At 74.5% G+C, this 17,271-nt stretch carries 16 protein-coding genes; 9 read left to right on the top strand and 7 right to left on the bottom strand.

What is annotated here, in order from left to right; genetic code table 11:
* Window positions 1-34: 34 nt before the first annotated feature.
* The 5 genes from ACZ7MY_RS13670 to ACZ7MY_RS13650 are packed head-to-tail and all read right to left on the bottom strand — an operon-like array spanning window position 35 to window position 5,833.
* Window positions 35-1,252: a condensation domain-containing protein gene (locus ACZ7MY_RS13670; RefSeq protein WP_499601656.1), complete on the bottom strand. Its 1,218-nt coding sequence runs from the start codon at window positions 1,250-1,252 to the stop codon at window positions 35-37.
* Window positions 1,253-1,280: 28 nt separating this feature from the next.
* Window positions 1,281-2,198 (bottom strand): NAD-dependent epimerase/dehydratase family protein, encoded by a 918-nt coding sequence (locus tag ACZ7MY_RS13665; protein WP_499601655.1) that lies wholly within the window; start codon window positions 2,196-2,198, stop codon window positions 1,281-1,283.
* On the bottom strand, window positions 2,195-3,343 hold the full coding sequence (locus ACZ7MY_RS13660; protein WP_499601653.1) for a GNAT family N-acetyltransferase: 1,149 nt from the start codon (window positions 3,341-3,343) through the stop codon (window positions 2,195-2,197). The genes ACZ7MY_RS13665 and ACZ7MY_RS13660 overlap by 4 nt, the downstream gene beginning before the upstream one ends.
* Window positions 3,340-4,581 (bottom strand): aminotransferase class I/II-fold pyridoxal phosphate-dependent enzyme, encoded by a 1,242-nt coding sequence (locus ACZ7MY_RS13655; RefSeq protein ID WP_499601652.1) that lies wholly within the window; start codon window positions 4,579-4,581, stop codon window positions 3,340-3,342. The genes ACZ7MY_RS13660 and ACZ7MY_RS13655 overlap by 4 nt, the downstream gene beginning before the upstream one ends.
* A 16-nt stretch (window positions 4,582-4,597) precedes the next feature.
* Window positions 4,598-5,833, bottom strand: a complete 1,236-nt coding sequence (locus ACZ7MY_RS13650; RefSeq protein ID WP_499601651.1) for a cytochrome P450 — start codon at window positions 5,831-5,833, stop codon at window positions 4,598-4,600.
* A gap of 511 nt (window positions 5,834-6,344) precedes the next feature.
* Here ACZ7MY_RS13650 and ACZ7MY_RS13645 point away from each other — a divergent pair.
* The 8 genes from ACZ7MY_RS13645 (at window position 6,345) to ACZ7MY_RS13610 (ending at window position 12,669) form a co-directional block, all read left to right on the top strand.
* Complete coding sequence (locus ACZ7MY_RS13645; protein WP_499601650.1) at window positions 6,345-7,463, top strand: LLM class flavin-dependent oxidoreductase; 1,119 nt, start codon at window positions 6,345-6,347, stop codon at window positions 7,461-7,463.
* Window positions 7,460-8,092 carry an FMN reductase gene (locus ACZ7MY_RS13640; protein ID WP_499601649.1) on the top strand — a complete coding sequence of 211 codons (633 nt, stop codon included), beginning with the start codon at window positions 7,460-7,462 and terminating at the stop codon, window positions 8,090-8,092. The genes ACZ7MY_RS13645 and ACZ7MY_RS13640 overlap by 4 nt, the downstream gene beginning before the upstream one ends.
* A gap of 8 nt (window positions 8,093-8,100) precedes the next feature.
* Window positions 8,101-8,424, top strand: a complete 324-nt coding sequence (locus ACZ7MY_RS13635; protein WP_499601648.1) for a GNAT family N-acetyltransferase — start codon at window positions 8,101-8,103, stop codon at window positions 8,422-8,424.
* A 144-nt stretch (window positions 8,425-8,568) separates the two neighbouring features.
* Entirely contained in the window at window positions 8,569-9,558 is a 990-nt protein-coding gene (locus ACZ7MY_RS13630) for a pirin family protein (RefSeq protein WP_499601647.1), read from the top strand.
* On the top strand, window positions 9,555-9,923 hold the full coding sequence (locus ACZ7MY_RS13625) for a tetratricopeptide repeat protein (protein WP_499601645.1): 369 nt from the start codon (window positions 9,555-9,557) through the stop codon (window positions 9,921-9,923). Before ACZ7MY_RS13630 ends, ACZ7MY_RS13625 begins: the two co-directional genes overlap by 4 nt.
* Before the next feature lie 141 nt (window positions 9,924-10,064).
* Window positions 10,065-10,853 carry a VC0807 family protein gene (locus tag ACZ7MY_RS13620; RefSeq protein ID WP_499601642.1) on the top strand — a complete coding sequence of 263 codons (789 nt, stop codon included), beginning with the start codon at window positions 10,065-10,067 and terminating at the stop codon, window positions 10,851-10,853.
* Window positions 10,854-11,000: 147 nt separating this feature from the next.
* Entirely contained in the window at window positions 11,001-12,422 is a 1,422-nt protein-coding gene (locus ACZ7MY_RS13615; protein WP_499601639.1) for a carboxylesterase family protein, read from the top strand.
* 49 nt (window positions 12,423-12,471) lie between these two features.
* On the top strand, window positions 12,472-12,669 hold the full coding sequence (locus ACZ7MY_RS13610; protein ID WP_499601637.1) for a hypothetical protein: 198 nt from the start codon (window positions 12,472-12,474) through the stop codon (window positions 12,667-12,669).
* A 117-nt stretch (window positions 12,670-12,786) separates the two neighbouring features.
* Here the strand turns inward: ACZ7MY_RS13610 and ACZ7MY_RS13605 are convergent, their stop codons facing one another.
* Together ACZ7MY_RS13605 and ACZ7MY_RS13600 are read right to left on the bottom strand one after the other, a co-directional pair.
* Window positions 12,787-15,009 (bottom strand): MMPL family transporter, encoded by a 2,223-nt coding sequence (locus tag ACZ7MY_RS13605; RefSeq protein WP_499601999.1) that lies wholly within the window; start codon window positions 15,007-15,009, stop codon window positions 12,787-12,789.
* A 324-nt stretch (window positions 15,010-15,333) separates the two neighbouring features.
* Entirely contained in the window at window positions 15,334-16,545 is a 1,212-nt protein-coding gene (locus ACZ7MY_RS13600) for a pyridoxal phosphate-dependent aminotransferase (protein WP_499601634.1), read from the bottom strand.
* A 107-nt stretch (window positions 16,546-16,652) separates the two neighbouring features.
* On the opposite strand from ACZ7MY_RS13600, the gene ACZ7MY_RS13595 reads away from it, so the two are divergent.
* Window positions 16,653-17,264 (top strand): winged helix-turn-helix transcriptional regulator, encoded by a 612-nt coding sequence (locus ACZ7MY_RS13595; protein ID WP_499601631.1) that lies wholly within the window; start codon window positions 16,653-16,655, stop codon window positions 17,262-17,264.
* The last annotated feature ends 7 nt before the right edge of the window (window positions 17,265-17,271 follow it).

Genomic DNA, 17,271 nt, shown 5'->3' with positions numbered 1-17,271 from the left:
ACCCGCTGAGGGCGCCGCTATCCGTCGTCCGGCCTCACCCGGGGGAGAGCAGGTGGTCCATGGCGCGCCGGCACAGGTCCGCGGCCTCGTTCCCCGCCGTGGAGGTCACGCTGAGGAACAGCCGCCCCCCGTGCCCCACCACGATCACCAGCGGCGCCCCGGACAGGCTGGTGTGCGCGGCGCCGTGGACGGCGGCCAGCCGCAGCGGTCCGTACGTCTCGGGGAGGTCCAGGCGCGTGTTGCTCACGGACACGTCGAAGCGGGGCCCGCGCGACTCGCCGCGCCGCAGCAGGGCGCCGACGGCACGGTGCGGCAGGAACGAGGTCAGCCGGAAGACGCGGACGAGCGGCCGCAGCTCCTCGGGGGTGAGCCGGGCGTGGATCCCGGTCCTCGCCTCGCGCGCGGCCGCCCACAGGTCGTCGGTCGCGCCGTCCACGGGGACGACGAAACTCGCGGCGTACAGGCCCATGGCCTCCCCGGGCGACGGTTCGAGCACCCGGCGCAGGTCGGCGGCGACCGCGATCCGGGCCGGGCGGCCGGGCGCGGCGGCCCGTGCGAAGGCCGCGCACAGGGCGGCCTGCAGCGTCGCGCCGCGCGCCCGGCACCGCTTGAGCAGCAGCTCCGTCTCCTCGCGCTCCAGCGACCACGCCCGGTAGGCGAGCCGCCCGTCCGGCGGGTACGGGGGCCGTACGGGCCCGCCCAGGGCGCGGGCGGTCTTGAGCAGGTCCCCGGGGCGGGTGCGCGGGCCGGGGATCAGCTCGTCCGCGGGCGCCGCCCGCACCGGTACCGTGCCCGCGCCGGACCCGTCCGGCCCGCCGAGGTGGGTGAGCAGGTCGCGCAGGACGACGCCTGCGGAGACGGCGTCGGCGACCAGGTGGTGGTAGACGGTGACCAGGTCGAAGGCCTCGCCCGCGTCGACGAGCACGAAGCGGGCGAGCGGACCGGTGCGGGTGTCGAAGGGCCGCGGGAGCTCCTCCTCCACCACCCGGGACCAGGCGCCCGCGCCAGCGTCCGGGACCACCCGCACCTCGGGGTCCGGCACCCCGGCCGTCGTGAGCCGCCCCTGCCACGGCCCGGGGTCGGCGACGCGGACCCCGAGCAGGGGGTGGCGGCCGCGTACGGCGGCCACGGCCGCACGGAGGCGCCCCCGCGTGGTGCGGCCCTCGACCCGGGCCACGGCGGCGATGTTGACGGGGAGCCGCTCGCCGGCGGCCCAGATGACGCGTTCGTACGGGGACAGTCGGCGGCGCACGGGGTGCTCCCCCTTCCTCGCGGGGCGGTCAGCGGTTGGGGGTCAGGGAGCCGCGCAGCCCCTCGGGGAGCGTGACGGCGGGGCGGTACGGGAGCCGCCCGCCGGGGGCGCAGGTCCACGCGGGGTGCAGCGCCTCGACGACCTTGTCGGGGTTGAGCGCCGACGTACGGCCGAAGAGCCGTGCCGCCGCCATCGCCAGCGGCCCGGGGATGTGCACCACCCGCGGCGCGCGGCGGCCGAGCGCCGCCGCGACGGCGGCGCCGATGTCCTCCCAGCGGTGCTCGGTGCCGTCGCACACGTGGTACGTGCCGACCTCCGTGGTGGCGGGGTCGGCGGCGGTGATCAGCGCCCGGCACAGGTCGTCGACGTGGATCAGGGAGTAGTGCCGCGGCCCGGGCCGGCCGACCGCGGGCAGCAGGCCCGTGCGCACCGCCGCGACCAGCCGCGGCAGGAACTCCCGGTCGCCGGGGCCGTAGACGATCGGCGGCCGGACCACGACGGCCGGCAGCCGGTCCGCGGCGTCCCGCACCGCCCACTCCCCGCCGAGCTTGCTGCGCCCGTACGCGGAGACCGGTTCCGGCGGCGCGTCCTCGTGGCGTCGCCGTCCCGGGCCGGAGGCGGCCAGCGACGAGCAGTACACCAGGCGGGGCGGCACCGCGAGCGCCGCCGCCGCGTCGCACAGCCGCCGTGTCCCGGCGGCGTTCACGGCCGCGTAGGCCCGTGGGTCGCCCGCCTTGGTGACCCCCGCCAGGTGCACCACGCGGTCCACGCCGCGCAGCGCGAAGGTCAGCCCGGCGCCGGTGGCGAGGTCACCGGGCACGCTGCGGGCCCCGGGCACCTCGCGGCCGCCGCGCACCAGCGCCGTCACCTCGTGGCCGTGGGCGGTGAGGTGGCGTACGAGGTGCCCGCCGATGAAGCCGGTGGCGCCGGTCACGAGGTACCTCACCGCAGGCCCCCGCCGTCGCGCTCGTACAGCCGGTGCGTCCTGAAGTGCACCCCGCCCATGGCTTGCGCGTGCCGGTTGGAGCCCCGGTTGTCCTCCAGGATCCAGGACAGGTCCGTCTCGGTGTAGCCGAGCCGGAACGCCGCGCGCTGCGCGTCGGCGAGCAGCACGGCCACCAGCCCGCGACTGCGGTGCTCCTTGCGGACGCCCGAAGTGCCGCCCCTGACGCGGGTGATGCGGCCCATCGCCCGGCTGACCCGCAGCATGCCGACCGGCAGCCCCCAGGTGGTGAGCCGGCCCCGCACGGTGCGCAGCGCCTGGTTCACGTCGGGCACCCACAGGGTGAAGGCGGCGGGCTCGCCGTCCACCTCGGCGATCCGCACCAGCTCCGGGTGGACGACCGACCTCAACTGGGCAGCCATGTGCAGGAACTCGGCGTCGCTCAGTGGGACGGACGCGTAGTTCTCGGCCCAGGCGTCGTTGTAGATGTCCTTCACGACGGCCATGTCGGCCTCGTAGCGGTCGGCGTCGAGCGGCCGCACCCGTACGGCCGGGTCCGCCAGGGTGCGCGCGGCGACCCGGGCGATCGCGGCGGGCGGCTCGCCGTCCGGCGGCATCGGCACCAGCCAGGACAGCAGGTCCTTCGCCTTGTTGAAGCCGCAGCCGGTCAGCAACTCCGCGTAGTACGGCGGGTTGTACGGGATGCCCACGCTGGGCGGCCCGTCGAAACCGTCCACGAGCAGCCCGCACTCGTCGTTGACGGAGAAGCTGAGCGGGCCCAGCACCCGCGTCAGGCCGCGCCCGGCCAGCCAGGCGGCGGCCGCCTCGAAGAGGGCCCCGGCGGCCTCGAGGTCGTCGGCGCACTCGAAGAGCCCGAAGTGGCCGCACTTGTAGTCGTGCCGCTCCTGGAAGCGCGGGTCGGCGACGGCCGCGATCCGGCCGACCGTCCTGCGCCCCCGGCGGGCGAGGAAGAGCCGTGCCTCGGCCGTGCCGAAGAAGGGGTTGCGGCGCGGGTCGAGGAAGGCGCGCATCTCGCGTTCCAGCGGGGCGACCCAGTGCGGGTCGTCGCGGTAGAGCGCGTACGGCAGCCGGATGAAGTCCGTCGTGGCGGCGCGGTCCTCGACGGGGGTGACGGTGACCGCGTTCACCGGGCCACCGCCTGGGCGGGCAGGCCCGGGACCGGACCGACGCGGCGGCCGGCGGTCGCGAAGGCGTCCAGGATCCGCCGCAGGTGGGTGTCGGAGTGGGTGGCCTGCACGGTCACCCGGATCACGCACCGGCCCTCGGGGACGGCGGGGGCCCCGACGGCGTTGGTGAACACCCCTTCGTCGAGCAGGGCCTGCCACATCAGGGCGCACGCGGTGGCGTCCCCGATGAGGACGGGGACGACCGGGGTGACCGAGTCCCCCGTGTCGTAGCCGAGCGCGCGCAGCCCCGCCCGCAGTTCCTCGGCGAGGGCGAGCACGCGCCGCCGCCGCCAGGGCTCGGCCGCGGCGATGCCGAGCGCGGCGATCCCGGCGGCGAGGGCGGCCGGCGGCATCGACGCGGAGAAGAGGACGGAACGGGCGCTGTAGCGCAGGTAGTCGATGACGTGCGCGGGTCCCGCCAGGAAGCCGCCGGTGGAGCCGAAGCACTTGGACAGGGTGCCGGTGAACAGGTCGACCCGGTCCATGAGACCGAAGTGGTCCGCGACCCCGCGCCCGCCCGGGCCGAGCAGCCCGATGTCATGGGCGCCGTCCACGATGAGGCGGGCGGCGTGCCGGGCAGTGAGCTCCGTCAGTTCGGGGAGCCGGCACAGGTCGCCGTCCATGGAGAACATCCCGTCGGTGACGACGACCTTGCCGGCGGCCGGTTCCGCGGCCGTGGCCTGCTCCAGCAGCGTGTCCAGCCGTGCGGTGTCCGAGTGCGGGTACAGCACGCGGCGGGCCGACCCGAGCCGGATGCCGTCGACCAGGGAGGCGTGGTTGGACATGTCGCTGAAGACGATGTCGCCGCGGCCGAGCAGCGCGGCCACGGCCAGGTTCGCCTGGAAGCCGGTGGTGACTACGGCGGCCGCCTCGGTGCCCATGAAGTCCGCGATCCGCTCCTCCAGTTCGCCGTGGAGGGGCAGGGTGCCGTTGAGGGTGCGCGCGCCCGAGCAGGACGCGCCGTAGCGCGTCAGCGCCTCGGCCGCGGCCGCTGTCACCCGGGGGTCCGTGGACAGCCCCAGGTAGTCGTTGCAGCCCGCCATGACGACGTCCCGGCCCTCGACGACGGCCTCCCCGTCGCCCGTCATGTGCAGGGTGCGGTAGAAGGGCCGGACGCCTGTCTCCGCCATGGCCCGCACGAAGGTCGACGACGACAGGTCCTTGCGGAACGCGTCCGTGGCGTCCTGGATTTCGGTCACTGGCCTGCGGTCTCCCTTAGGTGAGGGGCGAGTGGATGGTCAGCCGGGCGATGTCGGCCATGCTCGGCCCGGCGTGCCGCACCGGAGGTGCGGCGGCCCGGGCGCCGGGCAGCTCGCGGGCGAACGCCCGGGCGAACGCGAGCGCCTGCGCGCGGGCCAGGTGGGACCCGAGGCAGTAGTGCAGGCCGCCGCCGAAGGCGAGCAGCCGCTGCGCCGGCCGGTCCGGGTCGAAGACGTGCGGGGCGGGGAAGCGCGCCGGGTCGCGGTGCGCGGCGCCGATGAGCGCGTGGACGACCCGCCCCGCGGGCACCGGCCGGCCGCCCAGTTCGGTGCCGGCGCCCGCCACGCGGGTCACCACCCGGCCCGGCGGGTCCAAGCGCAGCAGTTCGTCGGTGAGCGGCCCCGCGAACCCCGGGTCCTGGCGGATCCTTTCGGCAAGGGCGGGGTCGCCGGCCAGCGCCAGCGCGGTGCCGGCCAGCAGCGCGGCCGTGGTGGGCACCCCGGCCGAGAACAACGTCAGCAGCAGGTAGCGGGCCCCCGCCGGGTCCTCGGCGGCCCACTGCGACAGCAGGTCGTCCGCGGGGTGCCGCAGGCGCTCTGCCAGCGCGCGGTCGTACGCGTCGAGCAGGGCCAGTGCGGCGGCGTCCGCCCGCCGTACGACACTCGGCGGCGCGGCGAGTTCCTCCACCCGCACCATGGCGGCGCTCTCGGCGGCGAGCCACCCCCGGTCGATCCACTCCGGCAGCCCGGCCATCTCCGCCAGGACCGCGGTGGGCAGCGGCCGGCAGACCCGGGTCACGACGTCGGCCGTGCCCTCGCGGCGCACGGCCGCGGCGAAGTCCGCGACGTGGCGCTCGGTGAGCGGCTCCACGAGCCGTTCCGCCGCCTCCCGCACGACCCGGGGCGCCAGCACCGCGTTGAGGGGGCGTCGGCGCGCGGTGTGCTCCGGCGGATCCTGCTGCAGAGGGGTCTCGCACAGCCCGACCGTGCTCGCGCTCCGCCGCCACCCGGGGCGGTGCGCGTCGCGCCACCGGGCCCCGAGCGTGAGCCATTCCCGCCCGGTCAGCACCTGCCGGCACTCCTCGTACCCGGTGACCAGGAGCGCGCCCCACGGCGTCGGCACCAGCGGCCCCGCCACGGCCAGCGCGTCGTACGCCGCCGCGAGCGCCTCCGGCTCCACGGCCCTGCGCCACTGCCGGACGAGGCCCGCCGCGGAGCGCGCGTCAAGGGCGGTGGGCTTCGTGGGCAGCATCACGTGGCTCATGTGTCAGGAACGGACTTCGGCTCGGAGGCGGGCGGGGGAGCGTGGCGGGACCGGCGCGGCGCACAAGGCGGCGTCCGCGGGATCGGCGCCCCTGAGAGTGCTCTGCCGGAGCCGTTCCGATCCAGTCACATAGGCACTTTTCACCCACCCGTGAACGTAATTCGCCTTTCCCTCACGCGGTCCGCTACGGTCGACCGTCCGTGTCCCAACCGCCCCGCGTCCCTCGTAGGTGACGCCGACGGGGGCGGTGCGCTCGCGGTGCGCCCGCCGTCCGTGGCCCTTCGGCGGTGCCCCTTACCGCGGCGGGTGAATGCGTGCGCGGGGCCCGCGCCCCTGGTGACGTCTTCATCGCGTCCGGGATGATCTCCGGCGCTCGGCTGCCCGGCGAGGGCCCAGGGGAGGCGGCACCTGGTGAGGAATAGCCCGGTCGGGCATCCCGTTGCGTAGGGTGGTTGAATACTCAACAAACATCGCGAGACGACGGAGGAGGGTGAAGCCGGTGCAGTTCGGGATCTTCACCGTGGGTGACGTGACCATGGACCCCACGACCGGCAGGACGCCGACCGAGCACGAGCGGATCAAGGCCATGACGGCGATCGCGCTCAAGGCCGAGGAGGTGGGGCTGGACGTCTTCGCCACCGGCGAGCACCACAACCCGCCGTTCGTGCCCTCGTCACCGACGACGATGCTCGGCTGGATAGCCGCCCGTACCGAGAGGCTGGTCCTCTCGACCGCGACCACGCTGATCACCACGAACGACCCGGTGAAGATCGCCGAGGACTTCGCGATGCTGCAGCACCTGGCCGGCGGGCGCGTCGACCTGATGATGGGCCGCGGCAACACCGGCCCGGTCTACCCCTGGTTCGGGCAGGACATCCGGCAGGGCATCCCGCTGGCGGTCGAGAACTACGCGCTGCTGCACCGGATGTGGCGTGAGGACGTCGTCGACTGGGCCGGCCGCTTCCGCAGCCCGCTGCAGGGCTTCACCTCGACGCCCCGGCCGCTCGACGGCGTGCCGCCCTTCGTGTGGCACGGCTCCATCCGCTCGCCGGAGATCGCCGAGCAGGCCGCGTACTACGGTGACGGCTTCTTCCACAACAACATCTTCTGGCCGGCCGACCACACCAAGCGGATGGTCGAGCTGTACCGCACGCGCTACGCGCACTACGGCCACGGCACCCCCGAGCAGGCCATCGTCGGCCTCGGCGGCCAGGTGTTCATGCGGAAGAACTCGCAGGACGCCGTCCGGGAGTTCCGGCCGTACTTCGACAACGCGCCGGTCTACGGGCACGGCCCGTCGCTGGAGGACTTCACCGAGCAGACCCCGCTGACCGTCGGCTCGCCGCAGCAGGTCATCGAGAGGACGCTGGGCTTCCGCGAGTACGCAGGCGACTACCAGCGCCAGCTGTTCCTGATGGACCACGCGGGACTGCCGCTGAAGACCGTGCTGGAGCAGCTCGACCTGCTCGGCGAGGAGGTCGTCCCGGTGCTGCGGGAGGAGTTCGCCAAGGGCCGTCCCGCCGACCTGCCGGACGCCCCGACGCACGCCTCGCTGCTCGCGCGCCGTGACGCGCGGGCCGCGGAGGAGAAGGACAAGGAGAAGGAGGCCGCGAAGTGACCGTCGCACCCCTGAAGCTGGTGGTCGTCTCGGCGGGCCTGAGCACGCCGTCGTCCACCCGGCTGCTCGGCGACCGGCTTGCCGAGGCCGTACGGCGGGCCGTCGCGGACGCCGGCCGCGCGGTCGACGTTCGCGTGGTGGAACTGCGCGACCTGGCCGTGGACATCGCCAACAACCTGGTCACCGGCTTCCCCGGCCGCGCCCTGGCGGAGGCCGTCGCGGCCGTGACGGCGGCGGACGGCCTGATCGCCGTGACGCCGGTCTTCTCGGCCTCGTTCAGCGGGCTGTTCAAGTCGTTCTTCGACGTCATCGACAACGACGCGCTGTCCGGCAAGCCCGTGCTGATCGCCGCCACCGGGGGCACGGCCCGGCACTCGCTGGCGCTGGAGCACGCCCTGCGGCCGCTCTTCGCCTTCCTGCGGGCCGTGGTCGTGCCAACCGCCGTCTACGCGGCGTCGGAGGACTGGGGCGGCAGCGGGGACGCGCTCACCGACACCCTGCCGACCCGTATCGCCCGCGCCGCGGGCGAGCTGGCGGCGCTGCTGGGGACGCGGCCGTCGGCCCCCGTGACCGCGGCGGATACGGTCGTTCCGTTCGAGCAGCAATTGGCCGCCCTGCGGCCCGAGTAGGAGAGACGATGGCACTGCGCGTCGCCGACAACCCCGGCACGTCCCGTTTCGAGATCTTCGACGCGGCTGAGGAGGGCGGTGCCGAGGAGGTGGCCGGCTTCGCCGAGTACCACCTGTACCGGGACCAGATCGCGTTCATCCACACCGAGGTCGACCCTCGTTTCGGCGGTCGCGGCCTCGGCGGGGCCCTCGCCCGGGCCGCCCTGGACGAGGCCCGTGAGCGCGGTCTCGCGGTGCTGCCCTTCTGCCCGTTCATCCGCGCGTGGATCGGCAAGCACCCCGAGTACGTGGAGCTGGTGCCGGAGGGCGAGCGCCCGCGCTTCGGCTTCTGAGGGCCCGGGGGTACCGGGGTGCACCGGCGTGCACCGGTGCGTCCCGGGCGGGAACGGGGGGCGGGAATGGACGCGGTTGGTTGAAGGTTAAACCGACCGTGCGAGGCCCGGACCGGGCCCGCCGGGACTGCCGAGGAGGGCGTCATGCCTGCCGTGACCGTGGAGAACACCCTGCTGCTGCCCCGCGTCGCCGAGCCCGACCCGGTGACCGCGGAGCAGCGCCCCGTCCGCCGGGTGACCGCCGCCCCGCAGGGCTTCGAGGGCGAGGGCTTCCCGGTGTACCGCGCCTTCGCGGGCGTGCCGACGCGCGAGCTCGACCCCTTCATCCACATGGACCAGATGGGCGAGGTCGAGTACGCCCCGGGCGAGCCCAAGGGCACCGCCTGGCACCCGCACCGCGGCTTCGAGACCGTCACGTACATGATCGACGGCCGCATGGAGCACCAGGACTCGCACGGCGGCGGAGGCACGATCACCGACGGCGCCACGCAGTGGATGACGGCCGGCAGCGGCATCCTCCACATCGAGGCGCCGCCGGAGGAGCTGGTCGTCTCCGGCGGGCTCTTCCACGGCGTCCAGCTGTGGGTGAACCTGCCGCGGGCGAACAAGTGGAACGTGCCCCGCTACCAGAGCATCGAGGGCCCCGAGTCGGCACTGCTGTCCTCGTTCGACGGAGGCGCGCTGGTGCGCGTCATCGCCGGCGAGGTCGGGGGGCACGCGGGACCGGGGAGCACCTTCACCCCGATCACGCTGGTCCACGCCACCCTCAGCCCCGGCGCGCGACTGGTCCTGCCCTGGCGGCCGGACTTCAACGCCCTGGCCTACGTGCTGTCCGGGCGCGGCAGCGCCGGCGCCGAACGGCGCCCGCTCGACGCGCACCAGTTGGCCGTCTTCGGCGCCGGCGACACCCTGACCCTCGAGGCCACCGACCACCCCGACAGCCGCACCCCCGCCCTGGACGTGCTGATCCTGGGCGGCCGCCCGATCCGCGAACCGGTCGCGCACTTCGGCCCGTTCGTCATGAACACCAAGGCCGAGGTCGTGCAGGCCGTCGAGGACTTCGAGCGGGGCCGGTTCGGACTGGAGCCGGCCGGCCGCATGCCGCACACCGCACCCGGAGAGGAGCTCACGTGAACACCCCCACCACCCACGGGTCCTACGCCTCCCACGAGGAGACCACGGCGGAGCGCTGGGCGCGCGCCGGACTCTACTTCGAGGCCAAGGAGTACACCGAGGCGGCCCGGCTGCTGACGGCCGTGGTCGACGAGGTGCCCGGGCACGTCGCCCCGCGCCTGCTGCTCGCCCGCGCCTACTACCACTCCGCCCAGCTCGGCCGCGCCGAGGAGCAGTTGCGCGTGATCGTCGAGCACGACCCCGTCGAGCACTACGCGCACCTGCTGCTGGGCCGCACCCTCCAGCGGCAGGGCCGCGAGGCCGAGGCCGCCCCCTGGCTGCGGCTCGCCGCCGCCTTCGCGGGGGAGCTGCCGCCGGAGGAGTGAGCCGGTGCCGGGCCCCGGCCCGGGGCCCGGCGCCGCCTTGTGGCGCCGCCGTCCTAAAACCTGGGCAAAGTGCCTGGCCGGGACGGCGGCGCCGCGCATATGTTCCCCTGCGGCTTCGGCAACTACTACGGGGGGAAAGCCGTGTCCGAACGATCAGGCACGTCGTCACAGCCAGGCACGTCGTCACCGTCAGGCCCGGACGCATCGTCGGCGCCGGGGCCGGCTGCGTCGTCACGGTCGGGTCTGTCGTCCGCGCTCGGCTGGGCACTCACCCTCACCTTCAACATCGTCCTGCCCGTCGTCACCTACGGCCGGCTCACCGACGCCGGATGGAGCGAGTTCTCCGCCCTGCTCCTCTCCGGCGTCTGGCCGGTGCTCGACACGGCCATCACGCTCGCCTGGCGCCGCAAGGTGGACGAGTTCGCCGTCATCACCCTCGTCTTCCTGGTGATCACGGTGGTCGTCACCGTCGTGGGGCCGCACTCCACGCGCCTGCTGCTGGTCAAGGACTCCGCGGTCACCGGCCTGTTCGGAGTGGTCTGCCTGGCCAGCCTGTTCGCGCCGCGGCCGCTGATGTTCTACTTCGGCCGCAAGTTCGGCACCGACGGCACCAAGGAGGACGCCGAGCGCTTCGACGGCCTGTGGCAGTACGAGGGCTTCCGGCACGTCATCCGCACCATGACGGTCGTCTGGGGGCTCGGCTACGTCCTGGAGGCCCTCACCAGGATCGGCCTTTCGTACGAGCTGTCGACCGCCACCATGGTGACGGTCAACTCGGTCATGGCGTACGCCGTCACCGGCGTCCTCGTCGCCTGGACGATTCTCTACGGCCGGCGCGCCGCAGCCCGCGGCAAGGAGCGGGAACGGCAGGCGGAGGAGGCGGCAGCCGAGGCCGCCCGGGCCGAGGCACCGGGCACGGCGGGTACCTGACGGGGAGGTGCCCGATGGGAAGGCGCCCGACGGGAGCGGCGGCGCGGGCCGGGCGTTCGGCAGTCCGGGCGGCTTCGGGCGCCCTCGCCGCCGCGTCGCCCCGGCAGGTCGGGCCGCCGGGGGGCCGGCGGCGGTAGACCGGCTGCCATGGACAGCGAGCGCGGGACCGAAGGACAGCGGCGGCCGGTGGCCGTCACGGAACGGGGCTCCGTACGCGGGGTGACCGGGGAGCACGGGGTGGCGGCCTTCCGCGGCATCCCTTACGCGGCGTCGCCGGTGGGGCCGTTGCGGTTCGCCCCGCCCGCACCGCCCCCGGGCTGGTCCGGCGTGCGCGACGCGGCCCTCCCCGGCCCCGACGTGCCGCAGGCGCCGTCCCGGCTGGCGGTCGTCACGGGCCCGCACGCGTCGCGCGGGGACGAGGAGGGCTGCCTCACCCTGAACGTGTGGGCGCCAGAAGGGGCGCTCGACGTCGGCGCGGTGCCCCGGGGGGTGCTGGTGTGGTTCCACGGCGGCGGCTTCACCACGGGTTCGGGCGGCTGGGACTGGTTCGACGGTGCCCGGCTCGCCGCCCTCGGCGGCATCGTGGTCGTCACGGCGAACTACCGCGTCGGCCCGCTGGGCTGGCTCTATCTGCCGGAACTCGGCGCGACCAACCTGGGGAGCCGGGACCAGGCCGCGGTGCTGCACTGGGTGCGCGACAACATCGCGTCCTTCGGCGGCGACCCCGCGCTGATCACGGTGGGAGGGCAGTCGGCCGGCGCCTACAGCGCGCTCTGCCTCGCCGTCGACCCCGCCACGCGGCCCCTCGTGCGGCGGGTGATCGCCGAGAGCGGGCCGTGGGGCCTGGCACCGCAGGAGCCCGCGGAGGCGGCCGAGGTCACCGACGCCTATCTGCGCCTGCGGGGCGTCGGGCACCCGCAGGAGCTGCGGGAGATGCCCGCGGAGCGGCTGGTGTCGGCGTACGGGCGGCTGGCGGCCGAGCGCGCCAGGCCGGGTGACGTCGCGCCGCCGATGTACCCGGTGCTGGGCGGGGCCGGGGTGCCCCGGGCGCCCATGGCGGCGGTGGCCGCGGGCGGTCTGGACGGGACGGACGTCCTGCTGGGCAGCGCGCAGGACGAGATGACGGCCTTCCACGCCGCCTCGCCCGCCATGTTCCCCACGGTGGACGGGACCGAGCGGGTCTTCGGGGCCGGGGTCACCGAGATCGCCTCCCACTGCGCGGAGCGCGGCCGTCCCGCGTACGTCTACCGCTTCACGCGGCGCCCGCCCGGGGACGACGGCATTCTGGGCGCCACGCACTGCTCCGAACTGCCCTTCCTCTTCGGCACCTTCGCGGCGTTCGCCGACGCGCCAATGCTGGGCGCGGTGGACGACGCCGACCGCGCCCTCGCCCGGTCGTTCGGCGGTGCGCTCGCCGCGTTCGTGGCCGGCGGCCGCCCGGACGCCGGGGGCGACGGGGGTGACAGGGGCGACGGCGACGAAGGGGACACCGAGGGGCGCGGGCCGTGGCGGCCCTACGAGCCGGGGGCGGGCGCCGAGGTGCGGAGGTTCGGGCCGCCGGTTCGTTAACCCTTTCGGGGGATCGCACATATATTCGAACACGGGATACGCTGCGGGCATGTCGACTTCAGACGATGAGCGAGACCTCTTCTCGGATCCCGACCGGACGGCGCCACTGACGATGCGCGGTCCGGCCCCCGTCCTCGACCCGTTCCGGACCCCCGGCTCCGCGGGCGCGTCCACGGCCCCGGCCGCGCACGCGGTGGAGGGCCCGGGGCGCGGGGCCATATCCCCGCGCCCCGGCGCCGGACGCTGACCACGGCTCGTTCGGAACGCCCGGCGCCGGGGTCCCCGGGCGGGGAGGGCGTACGCCGCGGCCCGGCCCCCGTGGCGTCGGGGGCCGGGCCGGAGCGTCCTGGCGGTGTCCGCGGCGTCAGCGGCCCACGCCCGAGGGCTCGGCCGGTGCCGGGGCGGCGGGCGGCCGTACCGGGGCCGGCGCGAGGCCCGCCTCGTCGTGGGTCATGTCCGGCAGCCAGCCGAGCCACTTGGGCAGGTACCAGTTGCGCTCGCCCAGCAGGGCCATCACCGCGGGGAGCAGCACACCGCGGATGACGGTGGCGTCGATGAGCACCGCCGCCGCCAGGCCCACGCCCATCTGCTTCATGCTCTGCATGGACAGCGTGCCGAAGATCGCGAAGACCGCCACCATGATGACCGCGGCGCTGGTGACCACACCTGCGGTCGTCGTGATGCCGTGCCGGATCGCGCCCTGCGTGGTCAGCCCCCGCATCCGTGCCTCACGGATCCGGGAGACCACGAAGACGTGGTAGTCCATGCTCAGCCCGAAGAGGATCACGAACAGGAACAGCGGCAGCCAGGCCACGATGGCGCCCACGCCCTCGGCGCCCACCAGCCCGGCGCCCCAGCCGTGCTGGAAGACGATGGTGAGGATGCCGTAGGCGGCGCCCACCGACAGCAGGTTGAGCACGATCGAGGTGACCGCGATGGTCAGCGACCGGAAGGAGAGCAGCATCAGCAGGAAGGCGAAGGCCACGACGAAGGCGAACACCGGGGGCACCGCGTCGCCGATCTTGTCGGTGAAGTCCATCGACGCCGCCGTCGAGCCGCCGATCGGCGCGGTGAGGCCGGCGACCTCGCCCAGCGTGCCGGGGCGCACCTCGTCACGCAGGACCTTCAGCGAGGCCTCGGCCCGCTCCTCGTCGGTGCCGCCGGTCAGCGGAACCTTCAGGACGGCGACGCCCGCCTTCTCGTGGACCTCGGTCTCCACCGGCCCGGGGGAGACGCCCTTGGCCACGGCCTCCCGGGAGAAGGCATCGATGGCCTGACGCACCTCGGGCGAGGTGATGTCGGAGGCCTTGACGACCACCTGGGCCGGGTCGGGGCCGCCGGGGAAGGCCTTGCTGATGTCCTCGTACGCCCGGACGATCGGCAGTCCGTCGCCGAGCTCCTGGCTCAGCGTCAGGTTCGCGGTGTTCAGGCCGACGGCCGGGACGGCCAGTGCGACCAGCGCCCCGCCGGCGACCACCACGGACACCACCGGGCGGCGCAGCACGCCCCCGAGGATCGTCCGCCAGACGCGGGACTCCCCGCTCGGCCCGCCGCCCCGGCGGCGCAGGAAGGGGATCCGGCCCTTCTCGACCCGCTCGCCCAGCAGGGACAGCAGCGCGGGCAGCACCGTCACCGAGCCGAACATCGCCACGGCCACCACCATCATCGTGGCCAGGCCCATCGCCTTGAAGTCGCCGATGCCGGTGAAGAGCATGCCCGCCATCGCGACGATCACCGTCACACCGGAGACCAGCACCGCGCGCCCGCTGGTGGCCGCCGCGATCCGCAGCGCGGTCTGCGCGTCGTGGCCCGCCTCCCGCTCCTCGCGTTCACGCCGCAGGTAGAACAGGCAGTAGTCGACACCGACGGCCAGGCCGACCAGCAGCATCACGGAGTTGGCGGTGTCGCTCATGTGGACCGCGTGGCTCACCACGGCGACCAGGCCGGTCGTCGCGAGGAAGGCCGTCATCGCCAGCGCCACCGGCAGCAGCGCCGCGACCAGCGCCCCGAAGGCGATCAGCAGGATGCCGAGCGCGACCGGCAGCGCCGAGTACTCGGCACGCTGGAAGTCGCTGCCGAAGGCGTCGTTGAAGACCTTCTCCGAGCTGGCCTCGCCGAACTGCTCGACCTTCAGGTCCTTGTGCTTGCCCTGGACGCCCGCCACGGCGTCGACGACCGGCTCGACCCGGTCGGGCGCCGTCTGCGGGTCGCCCCGCATGTCGAACCGCACCAGTGCGGACCGGCCGTCCTCGGAGACCGCCCCGGCGTCGTACGGGGACTGGACGGAAGCGACCTCACCGGTGCCCTCCACCGCGGCGACGACCTCCGCGACCACCGCCCGGAACGCCGGGTCCGTGGCCTTGAGGGACCCCCCGGCCGCCTGGACCAGCACCATCTCGCCGGCCGGTCCGTCGTTCAGCCCGGCGTCGTCCAGGATGGCCACGGCCTGCCCGAACTCCCCGGGCACCTCCTCCCGGTCCGTCAGGTCGACCCGCCCCGCCATCGAGCCGATGGCCAGCGCGAGTACGACGAAGAGCAGCCAGCTCCCGACCGCCGTCCAGCGGTGCCGGGCACTCCAGCCGCCCATGGCGGCGGCGATGCCCTGCCCGCGCACCGTCCCCGCGGTACGTGTCCTGCCGTGTGCGCTTGCCACGGTTGCGAACCCCCTCGAAGCCGGGCGGTGGAACCTCTCCTCCGCCTCGTCCACGACGCTAGGGGTCCGCGGGACACCGCCCCATCCGGCTGACAGGTGAACCGCCGGAGGGTTTCTCCTCCCCAGGGAGTGGGGAAAACCCCCGCCCACGGGAGTGTTGCCCCCTACACCGACCGCCGCCGCCGCGCCCCGCCGTACGGGGACGGGGAAGCGCCGGCCCCGTACCTCCCCTTCCGGGACGCGGCCGGCGCCTCGGGGCTACTGCCGGTAGCCCGCCAGGAAGCGGCCGATGCGGCTGATGGCGGCGTCCAGGTCGTCGGCACGGGGGAGCGTCAGGATGCGGAAGTGGTCCGGGCGCGGCCAGCTGAAGCCGGTGCCCTGGACGACCTGGATCTTCTCGCGGAGCAGCAGGTCGAGCACGAACCTCTCGTCGTCGTGGATCCGGTGCACCTTCGGGTCCAGCCGGGGGAAGGCGTAGAGCGCGCCCTTGGGCTTGACGCAGCTGACGCCGGGGATCTCGTTCAGCTTCTCCCACGCCATGTCGCGCTGCTCGTGCAGCCGCCCTCCGGGCAGGATCAGGTCCTTGATGCTCTGCCGGCCGCCGAGCGCGGCCTGGATCGCCTGCTGGGCCGGGACGTTGGGGCACAGCCGCATCGAGGCGAGCATCGTCAGGCCCTCGAGGTAGCTCTTGGCGTGCTGCCGGGGCCCGGTGACGACGAGCCAGCCGGAGCGGAAGCCCGCCACGCGGTAGGCCTTGGACAGCCCGCTGAAGGTCAGGCACAGCACGTCGGGGGCGAGCTGGGCCGCCGAGTGGTGCACCGCGTCGTCGTAGAGGATCTTGTCGTAGACCTCGTCGGCGAAGACGACCAGATGGTGCCGCCGCGCCAGGTCGAGCATCCCCTCGAGCAGTTCGCGCGGGTAGACGGCGCCCGTCGGGTTGTTGGGGTTGATGATGACCAGTGCCCGCGTACGGCTGGTGATCTTGGAGGCGATGTCGTCGAGGTCGGGGAACCAGTCCGCCTGCTCGTCGCAGAGGTAGTGCACCGCCTTGCCGCCGGCCAGGTTCGTCACGGCCGTCCACAGCGGGAAGTCGGGGGCCGGGATCAGCACCTCGTCCCCGTCGTCGACGAGGGCCTGGACGGCCATCTGCACCAGCTCCGACACCCCGTTGCCGAGGAAGACGTCGTCCACGCCGACGTCGGCGAGGCCGCGCTCCTGGTAGTGCTGGGCCACCGCGCGGCGGGCCGACAGGATGCCGCGCGAGTCGCTGTAGCCGTGCGACGCGGGGAGCGTGCGGATGATGTCCTGCAGGATCTCCTCGGGCGCCTCGAACCCGAACAGCGCCGGATTGCCCGTGTTGAGCCGCAGGACGCTGTGCCCCGCCTCCTCCAGCGCGTTGGCGTGCTCGATCACCGGCCCCCGGATCTCGTAACAGACGTCGGCCAGCTTGCCCGACTGCTTGTACTCCATGCGACGGCCTCCCGATCCGGTCCCGCGGTCCTGCCCGGTACGCTGCTCCACTTGGTTTTACCAAGTACGCGCTTGGAAAGTCCAACTCCTTGTCTACACTGGGGATCATGCCGCGCCGAAGTTACGACCAGTACTGCGCCGTCGCCCGCGCCCTGGACACCGTCGGGGAGCGCTGGACGCTCCTGATCGTCCGGGAGCTCCTGGCGGGCCCCCGCCGGTACACCGACCTCCACGCCGACCTGCCCGGCGTCAGCACCGACGTCCTCGCCTCGCGACTCAAGGAGATGGAGCGCGACGGCCTGGTCACCCGCCGCCGCCTCGCGCCCCCCGGCGCCGCGTACGTCTACGAACTCACCCCGCGCGGCAGTGGGCTGCTCGCCGTTCTCGGCGCCCTCGCCGAGTGGGGCGCGCCGGAACTGCAGGAGCCCCGGCCCACCGACGCCGTCCGCGCGCACTGGGCCGCCGTGCCCCTCATGCGGCACCTCGCCGCGCTGCCCGGCGCCCCCGCGGGGGTGGTCGAGGTCCGCCTCGACGAGGGCGCCTTCCACATCGAACTCGGCGGCGGCTCCCCGTCGTACGCCGACGGCCCCGCCGAACGCCCCGACGCGGTCGTGGCGCTGCCCCCGGGGGCCGTCCGCGGCGTCGCCGGCGCCCTGCGGGACGGCGGCGCGGCGGTCACCGGCGACGGCCCCCTCGCGGACGCCCTGCGCGGCGCCTGAACCGCGG

It is taken from the genome of Streptomyces sp. NPDC111520 (genome assembly GCF_055635295.1).
The sequence above is the reverse complement of the archived record's forward strand: the minus strand, read 5'-3'. Positions and strand labels throughout refer to the sequence as shown.